Here is a 17,395-nt window from a genome sequence, read left to right on the forward strand (position 1 = left end):
CAGCGAGCCGCGCGCCATGGTTTTAACCCTGATGGCGCACCGCCTATACTGGGCCGCTCTCGAAATACACACTCTCTCTCAAGGACACGCCCATGAAAGCGTTCGGCAAAATCCTGGGGATCTTCGTGCTCGGTTTGCTGGTGATCCTGGTGGCACTGGGCTTTGCCCTGACGCACCTGTTCGATCCCAACGACTACAAGGACGAGATTCGCCAACTGGCCCGGGACAAAGCCCACGTGGAGCTGACCCTCAAGGGCGACATCGGCTGGAGCCTGTTCCCCTGGCTGGGCCTGGAGCTGCACGATGCCAGCGTCGCCACCTTGCAGGCGCCCGACAAACCCTTCGCCGACCTGCAGATGCTCGGCCTGTCGGTGCGCGTGCTGCCGCTGCTGCGCAAACAGGTGCAGATGAGCGACATCCGCGTCGACGGCCTGAACCTGAAGCTGGCCCGCGACGCCAACGGCCACGGCAACTGGGAAGACATCGGCAAGCCCCTGGAAACCGCCGAAGCCCCGGCCAGCGAGCCCGGGGCAGCCCAAACGCCCGCCCCTGCCGAGCAACCGCGCCAGCCTGCCAGCAGCGGCCGGCGCATGAAGCTCGACATCGACAGCCTCACGGTGAACAACGCCACCGTCACCTATAGCGATGAACAAACCGGCCGTAACTACACCGCCGAAAGCATCCAGCTGAGCACCGGCGCGGTGCACGAGGGCGCGAGCATCCCACTCAAGCTCACTGCTTTCGTGGGCACCAACCTGCCACAGATGCGCGCGCGCACTGAGCTGGCCGGCCAGGTTCGCTACGACACCGCGCTCAAGCGCTACCAGCTCGAAGACATGCGCCTGTCTGGCGAAGTGTCGGGCGACCCGCTGCAAGGCAAGACCGTGACCTTCTCGACCCAGGGCCAACTGCTGGTCGACCTGGCCGCCCATGTGGCGGACTGGAGCAACCTCAAGCTCTCGGCCAACCAACTGCGCGCCCTCGGCGAGCTGCACCTGCGCAACCTCGACAGCGACCCGCAATTGAGCGGTGCACTGTCGATCGCTCAGTTCGACCTGCGTGCGTTCCTCGATGGCATCGCCCAGCCGCTGCCGGCAATGGCCGACGCAACTACCCTGGGCCAAGTGGAGCTGGTGGCACGCTTGCAGGCGTCGCGCAACAGCCTGGCGCTGGAAGACCTGACCGCCAAGCTCGACGGCAGCACGTTCAATGGCCGCCTGGCGGTGGATGACATCGCTCGCCAGGCACTGCGCGTGCAGCTCAAGGCCGACAGCTTCAACGCCGACCGCTACCTGCCACCGCAAAGCAAGGACGCCCAAGGCCAGAGCGCGGCCCGCCAGGCCGAAGTCGACAGCACCGAGCAGGCGGCCCTGGGCGCCGGCACCGGCCCACTGCCCGATAAACCCAGCAAGGGCGCCTGGAGCGACGATCGCCTGTTCCCCATCGAAACCCTGCGCGGGGTCGACCTCCAGGCAGAACTCGCCTTCGGCAAGCTGACACTGAAGAACCTGGCCATACAGAACGCTGGCCTGAAGGTACAGAGCCAAGGTGGCCTGGCGACCTTGCAGACCCTCACTGGTGAGTTGGCCCACGGCAGCTTCGAAACCCACGGCACCCTCGACGTGCGCCCCGAGGTGCCCAAGCTGGCACTGCAAAGCCAAGTCAAGCGGGTGCCGGTGGAGCTGGTGCTCAAGGCCCGCGACCCGCAGCCACCGTTGCGTGGTGAGCTGGACCTGACCAGCAACCTCACCGCCAGCGGCAACAGCCAGAAGGCCCTGATCGACACCCTTACCGGCACCGCGCGCTTCAACCTGGCCAACGGTGTGCTGGTCAACGCCAACCTCGAGCAACAGCTGTGCCGGGGCATCGCTACCTTGAACCAGAAGAGCCTGAGCAGTGAGCCTCGCGCCAAGGACACCCCCTTCCGCCAGCTCAGCGGCAACTTGAGCTTCCAGAACGGCGTGGCCAGCAACCCCGACCTCAAGGCCGCTATCCCGGGCCTGACGGTCAATGGCCAGGGCGACTTGGACCTGCGCGTGCTGGGCATGGACTACACCCTTGGGGTGACCGTCGAAGGCGACAAGAGCGACATGCCCGACCCGGCGTGCCAAGTGAACGAGCGCTTCGCCAATGTCGAGGTGCCTATTCGCTGCCGTGGCCCGCTGGAGCTGGGCGCCAAGGCCTGCCGGATCGACCGCGAAGGCATGGCCAGCGTGGGCGCGCAGCTGCTGCGCAACCGCGTTGAAGACAAGATCGACGAAAAACTCGGCGACAAGGTCAGCCCGCAGGTGCGTGATGCGATCAAGGGGCTTTTCAAACGATGAGCCCCGAGCAATTCTCTGGCGCGGTGCTGGCATGGTATGACCAGTACGGGCGCCACGACCTGCCGTGGCAGCAGGGCATCAACCCGTACCGGGTGTGGGTGTCGGAAATCATGCTGCAGCAGACGCAGGTGAGCACGGTGCTCAACTACTTCGACCGGTTCATGGAAGCACTGCCAACGGTGCAGGCGCTGGCCGAAGCCGCCGAAGACGAAGTGTTGCACCTGTGGACGGGCCTGGGCTACTACACCCGCGCGCGCAATCTGCAGAAAGCGGCGAAGATCGTGATGGCCGAGCACGGCGGGGAATTCCCGCGCGACCTGGAACAGCTCGAAGCGTTGCCCGGTATCGGCCGCTCTACCGCTGGCGCGATCGCCAGCATCAGCATGGGCCTGCGGGCGCCGATCCTCGACGGCAACGTCAAGCGCGTGCTGGCACGCTTTACCGCCCAGGCCGGCTACCCAGGCGAACCGGCGGTGGCACGAGCGCTGTGGGCCACCGCAGAGCGCTTTACGCCCCACGCGCGGGCCAACCACTACACCCAGGCGATGATGGACCTGGGCGCTACCCTGTGCACCCGCAGCAAGCCTACCTGCCTGCTGTGCCCGGTGCAGCAGGGCTGCCGTGCGCACCTGCTGGGCCAGGAAACCCGTTTCCCCGAGCCCAAGCCACGCAAGGCCATCCCGCAGCGGCGCACGCTGATGCCGCTGCTGGCCAACGAAGACGGCGCCATCTTGCTGTACCGCCGCCCCTCCAGTGGCTTGTGGGGTGGGCTCTGGAGCCTGCCGCAGCTCGATGCGCTGGCAGAGGTCGATGACCTGGTCGAGCAGCACGCGCTGGTGCAGGTAGGCACCCAGCAGATGCCAGGCCTGACCCACACCTTCAGCCATTTCCAGCTGGCCATCGAGCCCTGGCTGGTGCGTGTTCGCGCCACCGACGCTCACGTGGCCGATGCCGACTGGCTCTGGTATAACCTCGCCACCCCGCCGCGCCTGGGCCTGGCCGCCCCGGTCAAGAAGCTGCTCAGGCACGCGGCCGATGCATTGAATGGAGAACCGCAATGACCCGCACCGTCATGTGCCGCAAGTACCACGAAGAACTCCCGGCGCTGGACCGCCCGCCCTACCCAGGCCCCAAGGGCCAGGACATCTTCGAGCACGTTTCGCAGAAAGCCTGGGCCGACTGGCAGAAGCACCAGACCCTGCTGATCAACGAGCGCCGGCTGAACATGATGAACGCCGAAGACCGCAAGTTCATCCAGCAGGAGATGGACAAGTACCTCTCCGGCGAGGACTACGCCAAGGCCGATGGCTACGTGCCGCCTGCCGAATAACCCCGGAAAACCGGGCCAGGAACGTAAGCGCCGGGTTTGATTGAAAATTTTTTTCAAAACTTGCTTGACGCTTACCTGAAAAACCCGTTTAATGCGCCCCGTTGCCCAGGTAGCTCAGTCGGTAGAGCAGGGGATTGAAAATCCCCGTGTCGGCGGTTCGATTCCGTCCCTGGGCACCACTAATACCGAGACCCCTGATTCCGTAAGGTTCCAGGGGTTTTGTCTTTCTGGAGGAGCTGTAACCCGCCCCACTTGAGTACACATGGCGGGTACACGATGGCGTTTATGGCCCAACCCTGGAAAGACCCAAGAAGCGGCATCTACTACATTCGCCGCCGCGTCCCGAAGGACGTGAAGCCCCACCTCCTCCAATTCGGCGAGTTCTACAAGCGCAGCCTTGAGACGACCTGCCGACTCGAAGCCAAGACCCGCTTCGCAGCAGAGTGGACCAAATCCGAAGAGCTCTTTGGCCGAACTCGCCTTCAAAATCAGAGCGACTTCCAGCCCGATGCGCGTGATGCCGTACAGCTGGCCGCATGATGGGCAAAGCGAAGGCTTGAGGATTCCGAACTATCAGGCAGTTTTGAGCAGTGGCTCATCTGCACTGACGACGGAGTAGAAACACTTGCGTCCTGCTTTGGCGCAGGGAAAGCGAGAGACATGCTGAATCGACGCGACTTCGGCTCGGAGATCGCCTTCAAGCGCTATCACGATGACCACGCAACCGCACTGAGCATGCCGACAGAAGAGCCACTCAGCTTCAACAGCACTCGGCGCGCGCGCGAAGAGAACAAGCTATCCGAGGTCTTCGAATCTTGGGCTCGTAGAGCACGTGACACTGACGGCGATAGTCGAGACGTGTGAAAGCGAATAGGCGAGTAACAAGCGACCATCAATCGCTTCATTGAGCTCCTGGGTGACTTGCCAATTGAACGCATCAGACGGAAGACCGTAGAGGAGTTCCAAGGGCTCCTGCGCCGCCTTCCGAGCAAGGGCGATGGGATACGAGCCCTAAGCGCCCCAGAACAGATCGCCAAGGCGGATGCACTGGATTTACCCCGTCTCAGTACCGTTACGATAAAAAATCGCATAATGGCCCTCTCAGCGATCTTTAGCTACGCGGTTCGGATGGAGTATCTGGCTGAGAACCCAGTGACCACCTCTGGAATTACCCAGCAGCTCGCTAACGCCAGTAGCAAAGCCGCTCGTACTGCGCCTCGCAAGTCGTACACCCGGCCAGAGCTCATCACCATTTTCTCCAGCCCGGCCTTCCGAGGTGAGTGGCTGCCTCCTCGCGCCTCCTTCGGTAAAGCATGGTTCTGGCTACCTCTTCTTCTTTGCTACTCAGGTGCCCGCCGCGAAGAGATTGCGCAGATGCGGGCATCCGAGGTGAGACAGAGCGAGGACGGGATATGGTATCTGGACCTGATGTCTACGCCGGAGGAAGATGGTAACGACAAGCGTACGATGAAGACTCTCGGCAGCCTCCGGGCGGTCGCTGTGCACCCGGACCTTATCGAATTGGGCTTCCTGGATTATGTCGCCGAGCTTCCACAGAATGGCCAACTGTTCCCCTTGCTGACCCCAAACCCTGACGGCTGGTATGGACACAACTTCGGCAAACGCTGGGGCGAGTATCTTAAAAAGGTGTTCGACTTACAGTCACCCGCCAGGCCGGCTCACGGATTCCGCCACGCAGCTTGGCCATAGCCGCAAGCATGGTGAGCATCATCTCCCCCGTGGGAGTGCTCATATCAAAGCCCTCCCGAAGCGAAACAACTGCTGCGCCCTTATCTTTGAGAGCAGCTACGGTCTTCAGCACGTCGATGGTGTCGCGCCCCAATCGGTCAATCGCGTACACCACTATCGTGTCCCCCTGCCGGGCGTAGCTCAGCAACTCACCCATGCCCTTCCTGGCCTTGGCCTTGATGACCCCAGAGGTCGCCTCATCAGCAAACCAGCGATCCACCTTGAAGCGCTGCTCTATGGCCATTCGCTGGGTACTCGTTGTTTGATCCCCGGAGCTAACCCGGACATAGGCAATGACTTCAGACATGGCAGCACCTGGCTCATAATGTATGGCTCACAGCCTCCCGAGTAGCTCAATTGATTTCAACAGCAATGAGCCACCTCATGGGCCTACCCAGCAGCATGGCCCACAAGGTGTGCTTTCTGAGCCAGATCGGACACAACAGACACTGGCGTTGTCATGCGGCACAAGTGACTGGACCCAGAGGGGGAAGGTCAATACAGGCCATATTGGATAGGGGGGCTCTGAAATTTTTGCCAAAAAATAATTAGGCTATGGTATTCATGAATGATGGTGGCATAACGGAATCGAGATAGAGAGAGGGATATAGCTGTGGCCGTAAAGCATCCTTATGTAACAAGCAGTGCTGGTCTTGCCCAAACCATCGCCCAGCTTCGGCGATCTTTTCCGGCATCATTCGGCGCCGACACCATGAAAAAACTCGGCATCGCGCCAAACAACGAAACGTACATAATCAACGCGCTTCGCTTTTTGGGGATATTAGACGCCGAGGGAAAGAAAGGTCCTGCCGTAGGGACTGTATTCACCCAGCATGCCGATGAAGACTTCCAGGCTGGCTTTAGCGAGATAATAAAGAACGCATACGAAGACTTATTTGGCCTACACGGCGAAGACGCTTGGACATTGCCGACCGCAAAACTAATCGGCTACTTCCGGCACACCGATGGGACAAGTGAAATTGTAGGCAAACGACAAGCGTCCACTTTCCAATCATTCGCCACACTGAGCGGAAAAATTGATGGCGTAAAAGTTCCAACTCCAAAAGTCCAGCGAACCGAGAAAGTTAGTACCAAACAATCGCGCAGTAAGGCTCCTGCATCCAAAGCTTTGTCCGAGCAACAGGAAACTGCTCAATCACCATCGCCAAGCGCCACGCACCTGACAGTCTCACCTCCAGCCAATACCGCCCCTAATGGAGGAATGGCGCTGACTGTTCGGGTCGAGATCAATCTTCCTGCGGGAGGGGATCAAGAAACCTATGACCGTATATTTAAAAGCATTCGAGAGAACCTTCTGAATGGAAATATCGCTTGAGGCATTTGAGCTGATTGTTCGCAGAGCTAAGCTATTTGATTCTAGCGAAAGCCATGACACCACTAACCTACATCCATTCGACCAAAGAAACATTCATCCAAAGCTTCCCGCGAAAGTGAGGAAGCTATTCGACGACGGACATTGCGCAGAAGCAACCTTCGAGGCATTCAAGTACGTAGATAAAACAATTCAAAGAGTTTCAAAAATAAATGAGTCAGGCTATAAATTGATGATGAGAGCGTTTAACGAGAACAATCCTCTCATACAACTCACCGATCTAAAATCAGCGAGCGAAATTGACGAACAAAAAGGATACAGTTTCCTTTTTTCAGGCGCAGTTATGGCGATTAGAAACCCAAGAGGCCATGACGTAGATATGAGCGATGACCCAGATGTCTGCCTTGATCATCTCGCACTTGCATCTTTGCTACTCCGCCGCTTAGAGCAAGGAGGCTTTTCCTGGTAGATTAGTGCTCACAGGCTACCCAGCCTGCTCACTTTCGCCCCTCTCCATCTCCTCCCGCCAAAATCCTTGCATAGCCTGGTATGCGGCCGCCTCAAGCTCAAAAGCCTGAGCAGTCTGCGCAGGGTCGGGCAATGGACGAAAAGTAGAAGAGAGCCGCTCCACTTCACGCCGGGCATTCAACCAAGCCTGCAGCAATGGCTGCCATTGGCGATCCCAGTACATAAATGGGCGGATATCCGGTGAAGAAACCTTGCGCAACGCATAGCTCATTACTGATGAGGCATTTCGATCAGAGTCGTCCCATCTGACGTCGATTCGCCAACCCGCCTCCCGAACACCTTTGGGGCTTTTCATGTCAGGCCCCATCATTTTGACGGGCGCTCCTATTACTGTCCCGAGCCCAAAGATTTTGTGGTCTACCCGATCACCTTCAGCCAGCGGACATTCTTGCTCGAACATATAACCCCCTCCAGACTCCACGATCATCAAACTGCTTACAGCCTACAGCTATACCCGAGTACACACTACGGGTACACTTTCGAACATATGGCCTCCTTGAGGGCCTTAGTCTCCAAGGGTTTACAGGTCTAAGCCCAGAGTCGGCGGTTCGATTCTGTCCCTGGGCACCACTAATACCGAAAACCCCCGATATCGAAAGGTATCGGGGGTTTTGCTTTTTGGGCTGGAAATGCTTGCCGGGCGGTGCGCCCATCTAAGCCCAGGCAAAACGGCTACCGTTTACCTGAGCCTCCAACTGCAAAAGCACCCCGTAATCCGCAGGCGGCATCACCTCCTCGATGCCCAACGCCGCTGCAAACGGCGGCAGCGCCCGATTGAGCGCATCCCGCAGCGCCTCGACCTCTGCATCAGCGCTTTGACGCGACGTAATGAAGGGCAGGCAGGGGCTGGGCACACTGCGCGCCAACACCCGCAAGCCCTGTACTTCTTCACTGTGGTCCCGTGCGAGGTAGTCGTAGGTCACGCTGTCCACCGCCGCCAGGTCGCCCAGGCCCTGCCTGAGATGGCGCAGGCTTGCACGGTGCCCACCCGTCACAACCACATCCGAGAAAAACGCGCCGTCGTGCACTGCCTGCAAACTGTGCCGAAACAAATTCATCCCGGAATTCGAATCCCAGCCGTTGACCAGCCCGCGGCTGCCGCGCGCATCGGCCAGGCAGGCGAACGGCGCCTGCTCGCGGCATAGCACCAGGCTGCAATGGGTGCCGCCGCTGCTGTGGGGCAGCTCGTAGCGAGGCGTACCGACGACCTTCACCCTGCCCCCTAGCTGCTTGACCAGCGGATACCCGCAGGTGTGGGCCAGCCGCAGATCCGGCGCCAGCCACTGAGCCATGAGCTCATCGCCCTCGAACGGTTGCCAGGTTTCACCCAAGTAGGCAGCCGCCGCGCGCAACCACGCCGCCTGAGCCTCTACCACCTGCCCAGGCGCCACGTACATCGACAGGCCAGCCCTCACGGCGCCTGCAGGTGCGTGCTCACCCACTGCTCGGCCACCTTGGCCGCATCCTTGTGGTCAATCTCCACCTGGCGGTTCAGCGCGATCAGTTGTTCGTCGGTGAGTTTGGACGACACGGCATTGAGTGCCTTGGCCAGTTGGTCGTTGAGCACCGCCGTGCGCACTTCGGGAACGACGTTCTGCGGCGGTTGCTGATGGCGGTCATCCTTGAGCACGACCCAATCTTCGGTGGCCAGGATGCCTTGGGTGGATACCACCGTCGCCACGTCGATCGCGCCCGAGTTCAACGCCAGCCGGGTCAGCGGGCCACCCATGTCCAGCGACTTCATCGACTTGAATTCGATGCCGTAGACTTTCTTCAGGCCCGGCAGGCCCAGGGCGTTGGTCTTGACCTCGGGAGGGCCGCCGACGACCAGGTCCTTGGCGACGGGGGCCAGGTCGCTCATGTTGGCCAAGTGGTATTTCTCTGCCGTTTTCTTTTTCACCGCCCAGGCATCGATTGAGCCGGCCGGAGCGGGGTCCAGCAGCACCAGGTTTTTGCCCAGATGCGGTTTGAGCGCTTCTTCGATCTGCCCGGCATCGGTCAGGGTGTTGTTGCCGTCGTAGAAGGCCAGCAGCGCGCCCAGGTACTCAGGCACTACGTCGACCTCGCCGGTTTCCATGGCCTTGGCGATGATCTGGCGATTGCCCAGGTTAAGCCGCATCTTCACGTCGAAGCCTTCTTTGCGCAGGGCGGCAGCGTAAAGGTTGGCCAGCACGGTTTGTTCGGAGAAGTTGGCGCCGCCTACGGTGACGGTTGCAGCATTGGCCAGGCTACCGGCCATGAACAGGGCCAGCCCCGATGCGATGGCGAGGGCCCAGCGTGGTTTTTTTCCGGCGGCGGTGGTTCGGGTCGGTTTCATGGCGTGGTCTCGGGTGGGGTAACGGAGGCAGGTAGCGGTTCGCTGCGCGCTCGGCCGCGGTGGGCGGCGGGCTGGGAAGCACGGCTCAGGCGCCGCTGAATGCGCGCGCAGCCCCATTCGCTGAGAAGGGCCACTGCGCACACCAGAAGTGCGCCGGCGATGATCTGAGGCGTGTCGTTGCGCCCCAGCCCATCGATCAGAAAGCGCCCGAGGCCACCGAAGCCTACATAGGCAGCAATGGTGGCCGTGGCGATCAGCTGGATAAGGGCGGCGCGCACGCCGGCGAAAATCAGCGGCAGGGCCAGCGGGCATTCCAGTTGCACGAACACCTGCCAACGGTACATGCCCATGGCCACTGCGCCGCGCTTGAGTTCGCTGTCGACCTGCGAAATGCCGACGATGGTGTTGGTCAGCAGAAGCGGCAGCGTCATCAGCACCAAGGCGAAGATCACCGTGCTCGGCGAATAACCCACCACCATGATCGCCAGGATCACCACCCCCAGCGAGGGCAGCGCGCGGCCCACGTTGAACAGGCCCATGGCGCACTGCGACGCCTTGCGGGAGTTGGCCAGCAGCACCCCGAGCGGAATGGCAATAACAGCTGCGATGGCGAGGCTTAGCGCCACGTAGTAGAGGTGCTCAAGCAGCCGCGTGAGCACGCCCTCCTCGCCCAGCCAATGTTCTGGGTTGAGGAACCAGTGAATTACGCCTGTGACGATGCCCATTACCTCTCCCACCGGATCACGGCTTTTTCGACGGCCCAGAAGGCTGCGTCCAGGCACAAGGCCAGGGCGACCGTGAGCGCAAGGCTCACCACCACAGGGGTGGTGAAACCCAGGGTCAGGCCAGTGATGAACAACTGCCCCAGGCCGCCCTGGCCGATGATGGCAGTGACCGTTACCAGCCCGACCAGGCTCACCGCCGTGGTGCGCAGCCCTGCCAGAAAGGCCGGCATCGCCAAGGGTAGCTCGACGTGAATGAAGGTCTGCCAACGGGTGTGGCCCAGCGCGCGAGCCTCCTCAATGACCTCCGGCGGGTTGCTGGCAAGCCCCGCCAGCACGTTCTGCAACACGATCAGCAGGGAATACAGGCTCAGGCCGATGATCGAGGTGGTTTTCGACAGCCCCGTGAACGGCATCAGCAGGATGAACATGGCGAGCGACGGCACCGTGAACAGCAGGCCGCTGAGGGTGAGAAAAGGCGTTGCCAGCCTTGGCCAGCGCAAGGTCAGCAATACCATGGCGCTGGCGATCGCGGCACCTATGGCCAACGACGCGGCGACGAACAGCAGGTGGTCGAGCAGCAGGCCAATGATCTGCGAGCTGTTGTCCATGACCCAGGAGAAATCGATCATCGCGCAGGGCCGCCCACTAGGAGTTCAAGGCTTGGTAAAGGCAGTAGCAGGTGATGCACCCGCTGTACCTGCCCTCGGTATCCACACGCACCGCGGCGGTGCCCGCGTTGTTGAGGATCGTGAGAAGCGCTTGGTGCAAGGTGTCTTCATCGGTCACCACGGCCAGCCGAGGCGCCTCGCTGCCATCGTTGCTGCGCCAGGCCAGGGGCTGTAACCGCTCGTTCAAGGCCAGGGTGAAGCGGCCATCGACCGGGTGGGTGATCGGGCTCGAGGCTTGCCCACCGGCTACAGGGCTTCGTGGCAGGGCCGACACTTTCATCAATGCCAGCCTTTTGAGCGACGGGTCGCTGCCCACGAACTGGCGCACGAAGTCGCTCTTGGGCTGGGCGAGCAATTGCGCCGGTGCGTCGAACTGGGCCAATTGGCCGTGGCCTTCGAATACCGCGATGCGGTCGCCCAGGCGCATGGCTTCATCCATGTCATGGGTGACCAGAATGATGGTTTTGCGCAGGCGGCGCTGCAGCGCCACCAACTCGTCCTGCAGGTGCTCGCGGATCAGCGGGTCGAGGGCGGCGAAGGGCTCGTCCATCAGCACCACCGGCGGGTCGGAGGCGAGCGCCCTGGCCAGCGCCACACGGCTCTGCTGCCCGCCGGAAAGCTGCCCTGGGTAGCGGCCCAGCAGCTCGCCAGGCAGCCCCAGCATGGCGGTCAGCTCCTGCACGCGCGCCTCGATGGCTGCGGCCTTCCAGCCCAACAGCCGGGGCACCGTAGCGATGTTTTCGGCAACGGTGCGGTGAGGGAACAGCGCAGCGTTCTGCATCATGAAACCGATGCTGCGACGCAGGGCGACCACGTCCATCGCGTCATTGGCCACCCCGTTCACACGGATGACGCCACTGCTCTGCGTTTCAAGGCGGTTGATCAGGCGAAGGCTCGTGGTTTTGCCGCACCCGCTGGGGCCGATGAACACACAGAGCTCACCGCCCGCGATGCGAAGGCTCAGGTCGCTGACCGCTGGCTCGCTTTTGCCTTCATGAAATTTCGTAACCGCATCAAATTCAATCATCAAGCCTTCCAGCCAGCGGTTTAGACGGGCAGCTGGCCAGGGTATCGAGGTGAGTCGACCGGCCGGCTGAAGTAGCGGCGCAGCAACGCTGCGTATCCGCTGACCACATACCCGTCGTTTCGTGCGATCCAGCATAGCCGCCTGGCCCGGTACACGCCCGGAAGGCAGTACCACGGCAGCCCGGGCAGGTCATGGTGAACCAGGTGCAAGTTCAGGTTCAGGAACAGACAACTCAATAGCCCTCTTGACTCATTCAGCACCGTCCTGTGCGCCGGGTTGGCGGCAGGGCGGTGCTCGCTGAAGGAGCGGATCAGCGTGACGGCAAGCGCTGGCAGCGAGGCGTAGGCGACGTATTCCAGGGCGCTCAGGGCGCTGAAACGCTGCACGCCATACAACAGCACAGCCACCAGAAGGCCGTGAACCAGCCATACCCGGCGCTGCCCGCCCCGGCCACGAAAGGCCGGCAAGACATCCTCGATCACCAGCGCAGCCAGCGACGTGAACACCCCCAGCGCCAGGCGGCCGCCGAGGGTTTTATTGGCCCACAGCAGGGCACGGGCGAACGGGCCGGCTGCCGCCCAGCGCTGGGCGCTGACGTAGCGGCTTTCGGGGTCGAGCCCCGGCACCGTGAGGGTATGCTCGTTGTGATGGGCCATGTGCGAATCGCGGTACAGGGGATAGGGGTACCACACGGCGAAGGGTAGATAGGCAAGGCCTGTGTTCAGGCGTGCAGAGGCCGTCGGGTGGCCATGCATGCACTCATGCTGCAATGACATCCACAGCACCAGCAGCGGCACCAACACCATCACGCTCGCCAGCTTACCCAAGGCCGCGCCGCCGAATATCACGGCAGCCCAACCGGCATAGAAGCTCACCAGCAACAACCAAGTGGGCCATTCGGTGCGCGCGGCGAACGTGCGCAACACGAGACCGATTTGCTGGCGGTGGGCGTCGTCGAGGTATCGGGCCATGGGAATAGCTGCACTGAGGGCTGGAAGTACTTAGTTATCACGGCCGCTTATTTCTTAAAAATAAGAAAATATGCCTTCAACATTCATTTTTGAAATAAGCAAGCGCGCTGCTCGGCGCGCTATTGGCACCTTTCGCCCCGAGAGGCGGCGTTGTGGCTGGGGGGCAATCCCAGTAAACTTCGCCCCTAGCGGGCTCCGAGGAGCCTGAACCGCTTCAGGTAAAAATGCCCCACCGGCGTTTAGCCCCGTTTTCGAGGCCCCCGATATCGCAAGGTATTGGGGGCTCTGCTTTTTACCGCTCCAACGCCCAGAGAACCGCCCCATGTCCTCAGCACGCAAGCAGCAGAAACAAAAGGCCCGCGCCGCCGCCAAGGCCAAGGAAAAGCGCATCGGCCGCAACAACGAGCCGCGCCGTGACCCTTTTGCCGCCCAGCCTTCGGACAACCCCATGGACGAGCACGGCGAGGTGACGCCGGACCTGCTGCTCGATGCCATGGACGACAGCGGCGAGCTGGATGAGCTGTTCCAACAACTGGCCGAGGCACACAAGCAGAGCCAGCAGGCCCTGTGCGAGGCGTTCCTGCAGAGCAAGCCCATGACCCGCCTGGCGCAGTTCTGGGACGAGGAGCCGCTCACCGACTTCATCTTCGGGTGCCTGGTCAGCTACAAGATCTGGCGTGACAAGTGCGACGAAGAGACGGCCGTTGCGTGGATCGAGAGCGAAGCGTTTCAGCATGACTACGTCGCCGCTTCCGAAGCCATCGTTGCGCGCAACGCCTCTTGATGGTGAATTTGTATCTGGCGATGACAAAAACTCGCCGATAGAATGCGTTCCACGCCCCCCTTCTCACGGAAGATCAAAGGAATGTGGAACGCCAATCGTGCTGTCGAATACCTGAACGCCCACGCCACCGGCCATAGCTTGGGCCGCTGCGCCGAGTTCACCCGCAAGGCGGTGGAAGCCGGTGGTGTGACGCTGGCGCGGCATCAGTCTGCCAAAGACTATGGCCGCTCGCTGTTTCTGGTGGGCTTCCAGCCTATCGAGCTGAAGAACGACAAGGGCCAGGACACGCCGCTCAAGGCCGGCGACGTCGCAATCATCCAGCCCATCCCCGGCCACCCCCATGGCCACATGACCATGTACAACGGCAAGATCTGGATTTCGGACTTCCGCCAGCGCACCATGTACCCGGGGCAGTCATACCGCAAACACCACCCACCCTTTACCGTCTACCGCTACGCATACGCTTGCGCGGCCCAGTAAGGTCCTATCGATGAAAAAGCTATTCGCTCTGTTCATGCTGCTGTGCCTGCAAACCAGCTTGGCCATGGCGGATACCTCGCCCACGGCGCAGCAAGCCACCCGCTCGTTCTATGCCTGGTACCTGGAAGCCTTCAGCAAGGACGAAGCGCCCTTGCAAGATAACCTTCCGGAAATGAAAAAGTACGTCGCCGACACCCTGCTGGCCGACCTACGCAAGCAAATGGACAGTGAAGACGGGCTGGAAGAGGACTACTTCACCAAGTCGCAGGACTACGACGACAGCTGGCTGAAAAACATCAAGGTGACCGAGCAGTCGGTCAAGGGCAACGTGGCCATCGAAAACGTGATGCTCGGCACCACCCAGGACAACGCCAACGCCTTGAGCGTGCAGTTGACCAAAGGTGCCAACGGCTGGCGCATCAGCAAAGTCGACGGCGTGGCCACCGAAGCCCAGGACTGAGCATTTATTGTCGAGAGCACACCCATGGCACGTTTGATTGCACTGTTCACCGCGCTCTGCCTTCAGCAGAGCCTGGCCTGGGCCGACACTGCGCCCAGCGCCAAGCAGACCACCGAACGCTTCTACACCTGGTACCTGAAAACCCTGGCCAGCGACGGCAGCATCAACCCGCTGACCGACAAGCCTGCGGACATGAAGAAGTACGTGGCCGACGCACTGCTCGCCGACCTGAACAAACAGGCCAGCAGCGCCGAAGGGCTGGATGAGGACTACTTCATCAAAGGGCCAGACTACGAAGAGAGCTGGGTGGGCCACGTAAAAGTGACCGAGCAGGCCAGCAGGGGCAACACCGTTACCGAGGATGTGGTGCTGGGCAACGATGTGGCCGAAAGCATCGACCTCACCGTCGAGCTGACCAAAAGCGCCGATGGCTGGCGAATCAGCAAGGTCGAGGGCAACGGCACCGACGCCGACTAACCCCAGCCCGCACGCCAGGCGGCCAGCCGCCCTTCCACTCGTGTTGCAGGCACACACGGGTGGGAGGCCGGCTAGCGGGGCGACGAAGCCCTCTGCGTGCCACCGCCTCGTTTTACCCTTCCTTTACACAACCCAGACCGCACCTTACAAACGGATGTCGTTTCATACATCCACGGCGAACGGTTTTCGCCGATGGAGAACGACATGCTTTCGAAGATGACCAGGATTTTGCTGCTGTCGGGGTGCCTGATCGGTGCAGGCGTAGCCTCCACCAGCGCTTCGGCGCAGCCCAGCGACGTCATCGTCCCGGCTATCGCAGGTGTTGCCGTAGGCGCGATCATCGCCAGCTCCCTGGACGACGGCGGCCACCACCATCACCACGACCGCGGGCGCTACTATGCCCCGCCACCACCGCCACCCCGGTATTACCAGCCGCGCCCGGTGTACTACGCACCGCCGCCGCCCCCGCCACGGGTGGTCTATTACCAGCCGGCCCCTCCACCGCCACACGGTTGGCGCGGTGGCTGGTAAACAAAAAGGCCGCTGCCTGTGAGGGCAGCGGCCTTTTCAATGGCCTTGCGGCTTAGGCAGTGCGGGCAACAGAACCGGCAGCGCCCTTCTTGCGACGGTCGACGATCAAGCCAGTGATCACCACAGCCACGGTCAGGATGGCGGTAGCCACGATCTCGTAGCGGTGATCTTCACGCAGCGCCATCACGGTGAGGATGGCGATGATGAACAGGATCACAGCGTAGGTCAGGCCCGGGAACAGCCACATCTTGAACTCCAGCTTCTCACCCTTGGCCTCGGCAGCACGGCGCATGCGCAGCTGCGAGAAGGCGATCACCAGATACACCAGCAGCGCGATGGCACCGGAGCTGGCCAGCAGGAAGTCGAACACCGCAGCAGGCGCAACGTAGTTGGCGAAAACGGCCAGGAACGCAGCAGCGGTCGACATCAGCACGGCGATGTGCGGCGTGCCAGCGCGGGTAGTGCGCTGCGAGGCCGCGGGGGCGTCGCCACGCTTGCCCAGCGAGAACAGCATGCGCGAGGAGGTGTACAGCGCCGAGTTCAGGCAGCTGGTAACGGCCACCAGCACGACGATGTCGACGATCAGCTTGGCGTGCGGGATGCCGATCAGGTCAAGCACGGCCTGATAGGAGCCGATCTTCGGCAGAGTCGGGTCGTTCCATGGCACCAGGGCAACGACCAGGAAGATCGACACGAGGTAGAACAGGAAGATACGGCCGATCACCGAGTTGGTAGCCTTGGAGATCTGCTTGCCGGGCTCGCGGGACTCCGCTGCGGCGATGGTTACGATCTCGGTGCCCATGAAGGAGAACATGGTGGTCAGCATGGCGGCGATTACGGCGCCAAGGCCGTTGGGCATGAAACCGACGGTGTCGGTGAGGTGGCTCACACCCGACACCTGGCTGCCGGGGAACCAGCCGAACATCGCTACCAGGCCCACCACGATGAAGGCGATGATCGCCAGCACCTTGATCAATGCGAACCAGAACTCGAACTCGCCATAGTTCTTGACGCTGAACAGGTTGGTGATGGTCAACGCGATGGTAATCACCAGGGTGAAGGCCCAGATGTCGATCGCGGGGAACCAGGAGTTAAGAATGGCGGCAGCGGCGTTGGCTTCCAGGGGAATGACCAGCACCCAGAACCACCAGTACAGCCAGCCGATGGTGAAGCCGGCCCAATGGCCGATCGCGCGATCTGCATAGGTGGAGAAGGAACCGGTGTCTGGCTGCGCAACGGCCATCTCGCCCAGCATGCGCATGACCAGAACCACCAGCGCACCTGCTGCAGCGTAAGCCAGCAGCACTGCTGGGCCCGCCGAAGCGATGGCTTTGCCCGAACCGATGAACAGACCCGCGCCGATGACCCCGGCGATGGAGAGCATGGTCACATGGCGCTGCTTGAGCCCCTGTGCCAAGCCATTGTTAGTCGTGTTGCTCATAGAACTACCTTCAGAAGGAAAAAGCGAACAGTCCGGCACCATACATCGTTTTCGTAAAAAGAAAACAACACGCCGTTGTGAATAATTTACGCAAGAACTGCGCCAAGAATTACAAAATGTTTCGCAAAGCGCGGATTTCGCGCCTTCCAGCAGAGGCAAATGGGCTGAGCAACCTTCGGATTGGGGAATTGTCCATTACCAGAATTCCCAAAACGCGCACATGATCGCACCAATTCGAGGCGAAGGTAAC

20 protein-coding genes and 1 tRNA gene are annotated in these 17,395 nt (G+C 61.2%); 12 read left to right on the top strand and 9 right to left on the bottom strand.

All coding sequences use genetic code 11. From position 1 onward, the window contains the following. The first annotated feature begins 92 nt into the window (after nucleotides 1-92). From F474_RS19395 to F474_RS19415, 5 genes are all read left to right on the top strand, one after another. Nucleotides 93-2,324, top strand: coding sequence for an AsmA family protein (locus F474_RS19395; RefSeq protein ID WP_097088369.1), 2,232 nt, complete (start codon nucleotides 93-95; stop codon nucleotides 2,322-2,324). After that, the gene (mutY, locus tag F474_RS19400) at nucleotides 2,321-3,385 is read left to right on the top strand and encodes an A/G-specific adenine glycosylase (RefSeq protein ID WP_097088368.1); all 1,065 of its coding nucleotides are present in this window, start codon (nucleotides 2,321-2,323) and stop codon (nucleotides 3,383-3,385) included. The genes F474_RS19395 and mutY overlap by 4 nt, the downstream gene beginning before the upstream one ends. Next, complete coding sequence (locus tag F474_RS19405) at nucleotides 3,382-3,654, top strand: oxidative damage protection protein (protein WP_097088366.1); 273 nt, start codon at nucleotides 3,382-3,384, stop codon at nucleotides 3,652-3,654. Before mutY ends, F474_RS19405 begins: the two co-directional genes overlap by 4 nt. A 103-nt stretch (nucleotides 3,655-3,757) precedes the next feature. Next, nucleotides 3,758-3,833: transfer RNA gene (locus F474_RS19410), tRNA-Phe, on the top strand. Between the two features lie 106 nt (nucleotides 3,834-3,939). Beyond that, complete coding sequence (locus F474_RS19415) at nucleotides 3,940-4,194, top strand: DUF6538 domain-containing protein (RefSeq protein WP_125483388.1); 255 nt, start codon at nucleotides 3,940-3,942, stop codon at nucleotides 4,192-4,194. Nucleotides 4,195-5,293: 1,099 nt separating this feature from the next. On the opposite strand, the gene F474_RS19430 is transcribed toward F474_RS19415, so the two are convergent. Beyond that, nucleotides 5,294-5,710, bottom strand: coding sequence for a recombinase family protein (locus tag F474_RS19430; protein WP_097088356.1), 417 nt, complete (start codon nucleotides 5,708-5,710; stop codon nucleotides 5,294-5,296). A gap of 306 nt (nucleotides 5,711-6,016) precedes the next feature. Between F474_RS19430 and F474_RS22565 the strand changes: the two genes are divergently transcribed. Then, entirely contained in the window at nucleotides 6,017-6,739 is a 723-nt protein-coding gene (locus tag F474_RS22565; protein WP_125483389.1) for a DUF5343 domain-containing protein, read from the top strand. Beyond that, nucleotides 6,723-7,205: a TIGR02391 family protein gene (locus F474_RS19435; protein WP_097088354.1), complete on the top strand. Its 483-nt coding sequence runs from the start codon at nucleotides 6,723-6,725 to the stop codon at nucleotides 7,203-7,205. The genes F474_RS22565 and F474_RS19435 overlap by 17 nt, the downstream gene beginning before the upstream one ends. A 15-nt stretch (nucleotides 7,206-7,220) precedes the next feature. On the opposite strand, the gene F474_RS19440 is transcribed toward F474_RS19435, so the two are convergent. The 7 genes from F474_RS19440 to F474_RS19470 all read right to left on the bottom strand — a co-directional run bounded on the left by F474_RS19440 (nucleotide 7,221) and on the right by F474_RS19470 (nucleotide 12,972). Beyond that, a complete protein-coding gene (locus tag F474_RS19440) occupies nucleotides 7,221-7,664 on the bottom strand; it encodes a hypothetical protein (RefSeq protein WP_097088352.1) in 444 nt (147 codons plus the stop codon). Nucleotides 7,665-7,917: 253 nt separating this feature from the next. Continuing rightward, on the bottom strand, nucleotides 7,918-8,661 hold the full coding sequence (locus F474_RS19445) for a phosphate/phosphite/phosphonate ABC transporter substrate-binding protein (protein ID WP_097088483.1): 744 nt from the start codon (nucleotides 8,659-8,661) through the stop codon (nucleotides 7,918-7,920). Between the two features lie 14 nt (nucleotides 8,662-8,675). Then, a complete protein-coding gene (locus F474_RS19450) occupies nucleotides 8,676-9,581 on the bottom strand; it encodes an ABC transporter substrate-binding protein (RefSeq protein ID WP_218191673.1) in 906 nt (301 codons plus the stop codon). Beyond that, the gene (locus F474_RS19455; protein ID WP_097088349.1) at nucleotides 9,578-10,306 is read right to left on the bottom strand and encodes an ABC transporter permease; all 729 of its coding nucleotides are present in this window, start codon (nucleotides 10,304-10,306) and stop codon (nucleotides 9,578-9,580) included. The genes F474_RS19450 and F474_RS19455 overlap by 4 nt, the downstream gene beginning before the upstream one ends. Further along, nucleotides 10,306-10,935, bottom strand: coding sequence for an ABC transporter permease (locus tag F474_RS19460; RefSeq protein ID WP_097088347.1), 630 nt, complete (start codon nucleotides 10,933-10,935; stop codon nucleotides 10,306-10,308). The genes F474_RS19455 and F474_RS19460 overlap by 1 nt, the downstream gene beginning before the upstream one ends. A 16-nt stretch (nucleotides 10,936-10,951) precedes the next feature. Next, nucleotides 10,952-12,001: an ABC transporter ATP-binding protein gene (locus F474_RS19465; RefSeq protein WP_097088345.1), complete on the bottom strand. Its 1,050-nt coding sequence runs from the start codon at nucleotides 11,999-12,001 to the stop codon at nucleotides 10,952-10,954. Nucleotides 12,002-12,021: 20 nt separating this feature from the next. Continuing rightward, nucleotides 12,022-12,972: a fatty acid desaturase gene (locus F474_RS19470; RefSeq protein ID WP_097088342.1), complete on the bottom strand. Its 951-nt coding sequence runs from the start codon at nucleotides 12,970-12,972 to the stop codon at nucleotides 12,022-12,024. Between the two features lie 322 nt (nucleotides 12,973-13,294). On the opposite strand from F474_RS19470, the gene F474_RS19475 reads away from it, so the two are divergent. The 5 genes from F474_RS19475 to F474_RS19495 all read left to right on the top strand — a co-directional run bounded on the left by F474_RS19475 (nucleotide 13,295) and on the right by F474_RS19495 (nucleotide 15,704). Next, nucleotides 13,295-13,756 (top strand): hypothetical protein, encoded by a 462-nt coding sequence (locus F474_RS19475; protein WP_097088339.1) that lies wholly within the window; start codon nucleotides 13,295-13,297, stop codon nucleotides 13,754-13,756. Nucleotides 13,757-13,837: 81 nt separating this feature from the next. Next, nucleotides 13,838-14,236, top strand: a complete 399-nt coding sequence (locus tag F474_RS19480) for a cytoplasmic protein (protein ID WP_097088336.1) — start codon at nucleotides 13,838-13,840, stop codon at nucleotides 14,234-14,236. Between the two features lie 10 nt (nucleotides 14,237-14,246). Continuing rightward, nucleotides 14,247-14,696 (top strand): DUF3828 domain-containing protein, encoded by a 450-nt coding sequence (locus F474_RS19485; protein ID WP_256577825.1) that lies wholly within the window; start codon nucleotides 14,247-14,249, stop codon nucleotides 14,694-14,696. Between the two features lie 24 nt (nucleotides 14,697-14,720). Further along, nucleotides 14,721-15,173, top strand: coding sequence for a DUF3828 domain-containing protein (locus F474_RS19490; protein ID WP_097088335.1), 453 nt, complete (start codon nucleotides 14,721-14,723; stop codon nucleotides 15,171-15,173). 204 nt (nucleotides 15,174-15,377) lie between these two features. After that, nucleotides 15,378-15,704 carry a hypothetical protein gene (locus F474_RS19495; RefSeq protein WP_097088333.1) on the top strand — a complete coding sequence of 109 codons (327 nt, stop codon included), beginning with the start codon at nucleotides 15,378-15,380 and terminating at the stop codon, nucleotides 15,702-15,704. A gap of 52 nt (nucleotides 15,705-15,756) precedes the next feature. Here the strand turns inward: F474_RS19495 and gabP are convergent, their stop codons facing one another. After that, nucleotides 15,757-17,145, bottom strand: coding sequence for a GABA permease (gene gabP / locus F474_RS19500; RefSeq protein WP_097088331.1), 1,389 nt, complete (start codon nucleotides 17,143-17,145; stop codon nucleotides 15,757-15,759). Nucleotides 17,146-17,395 lie beyond the last annotated feature (250 nt).

The sequence above is a fragment of the Pseudomonas sp. URIL14HWK12:I12 genome (genome assembly GCF_003097135.1).
In the GTDB taxonomy this organism is placed as follows: domain Bacteria; phylum Pseudomonadota; class Gammaproteobacteria; order Pseudomonadales; family Pseudomonadaceae; genus Aquipseudomonas.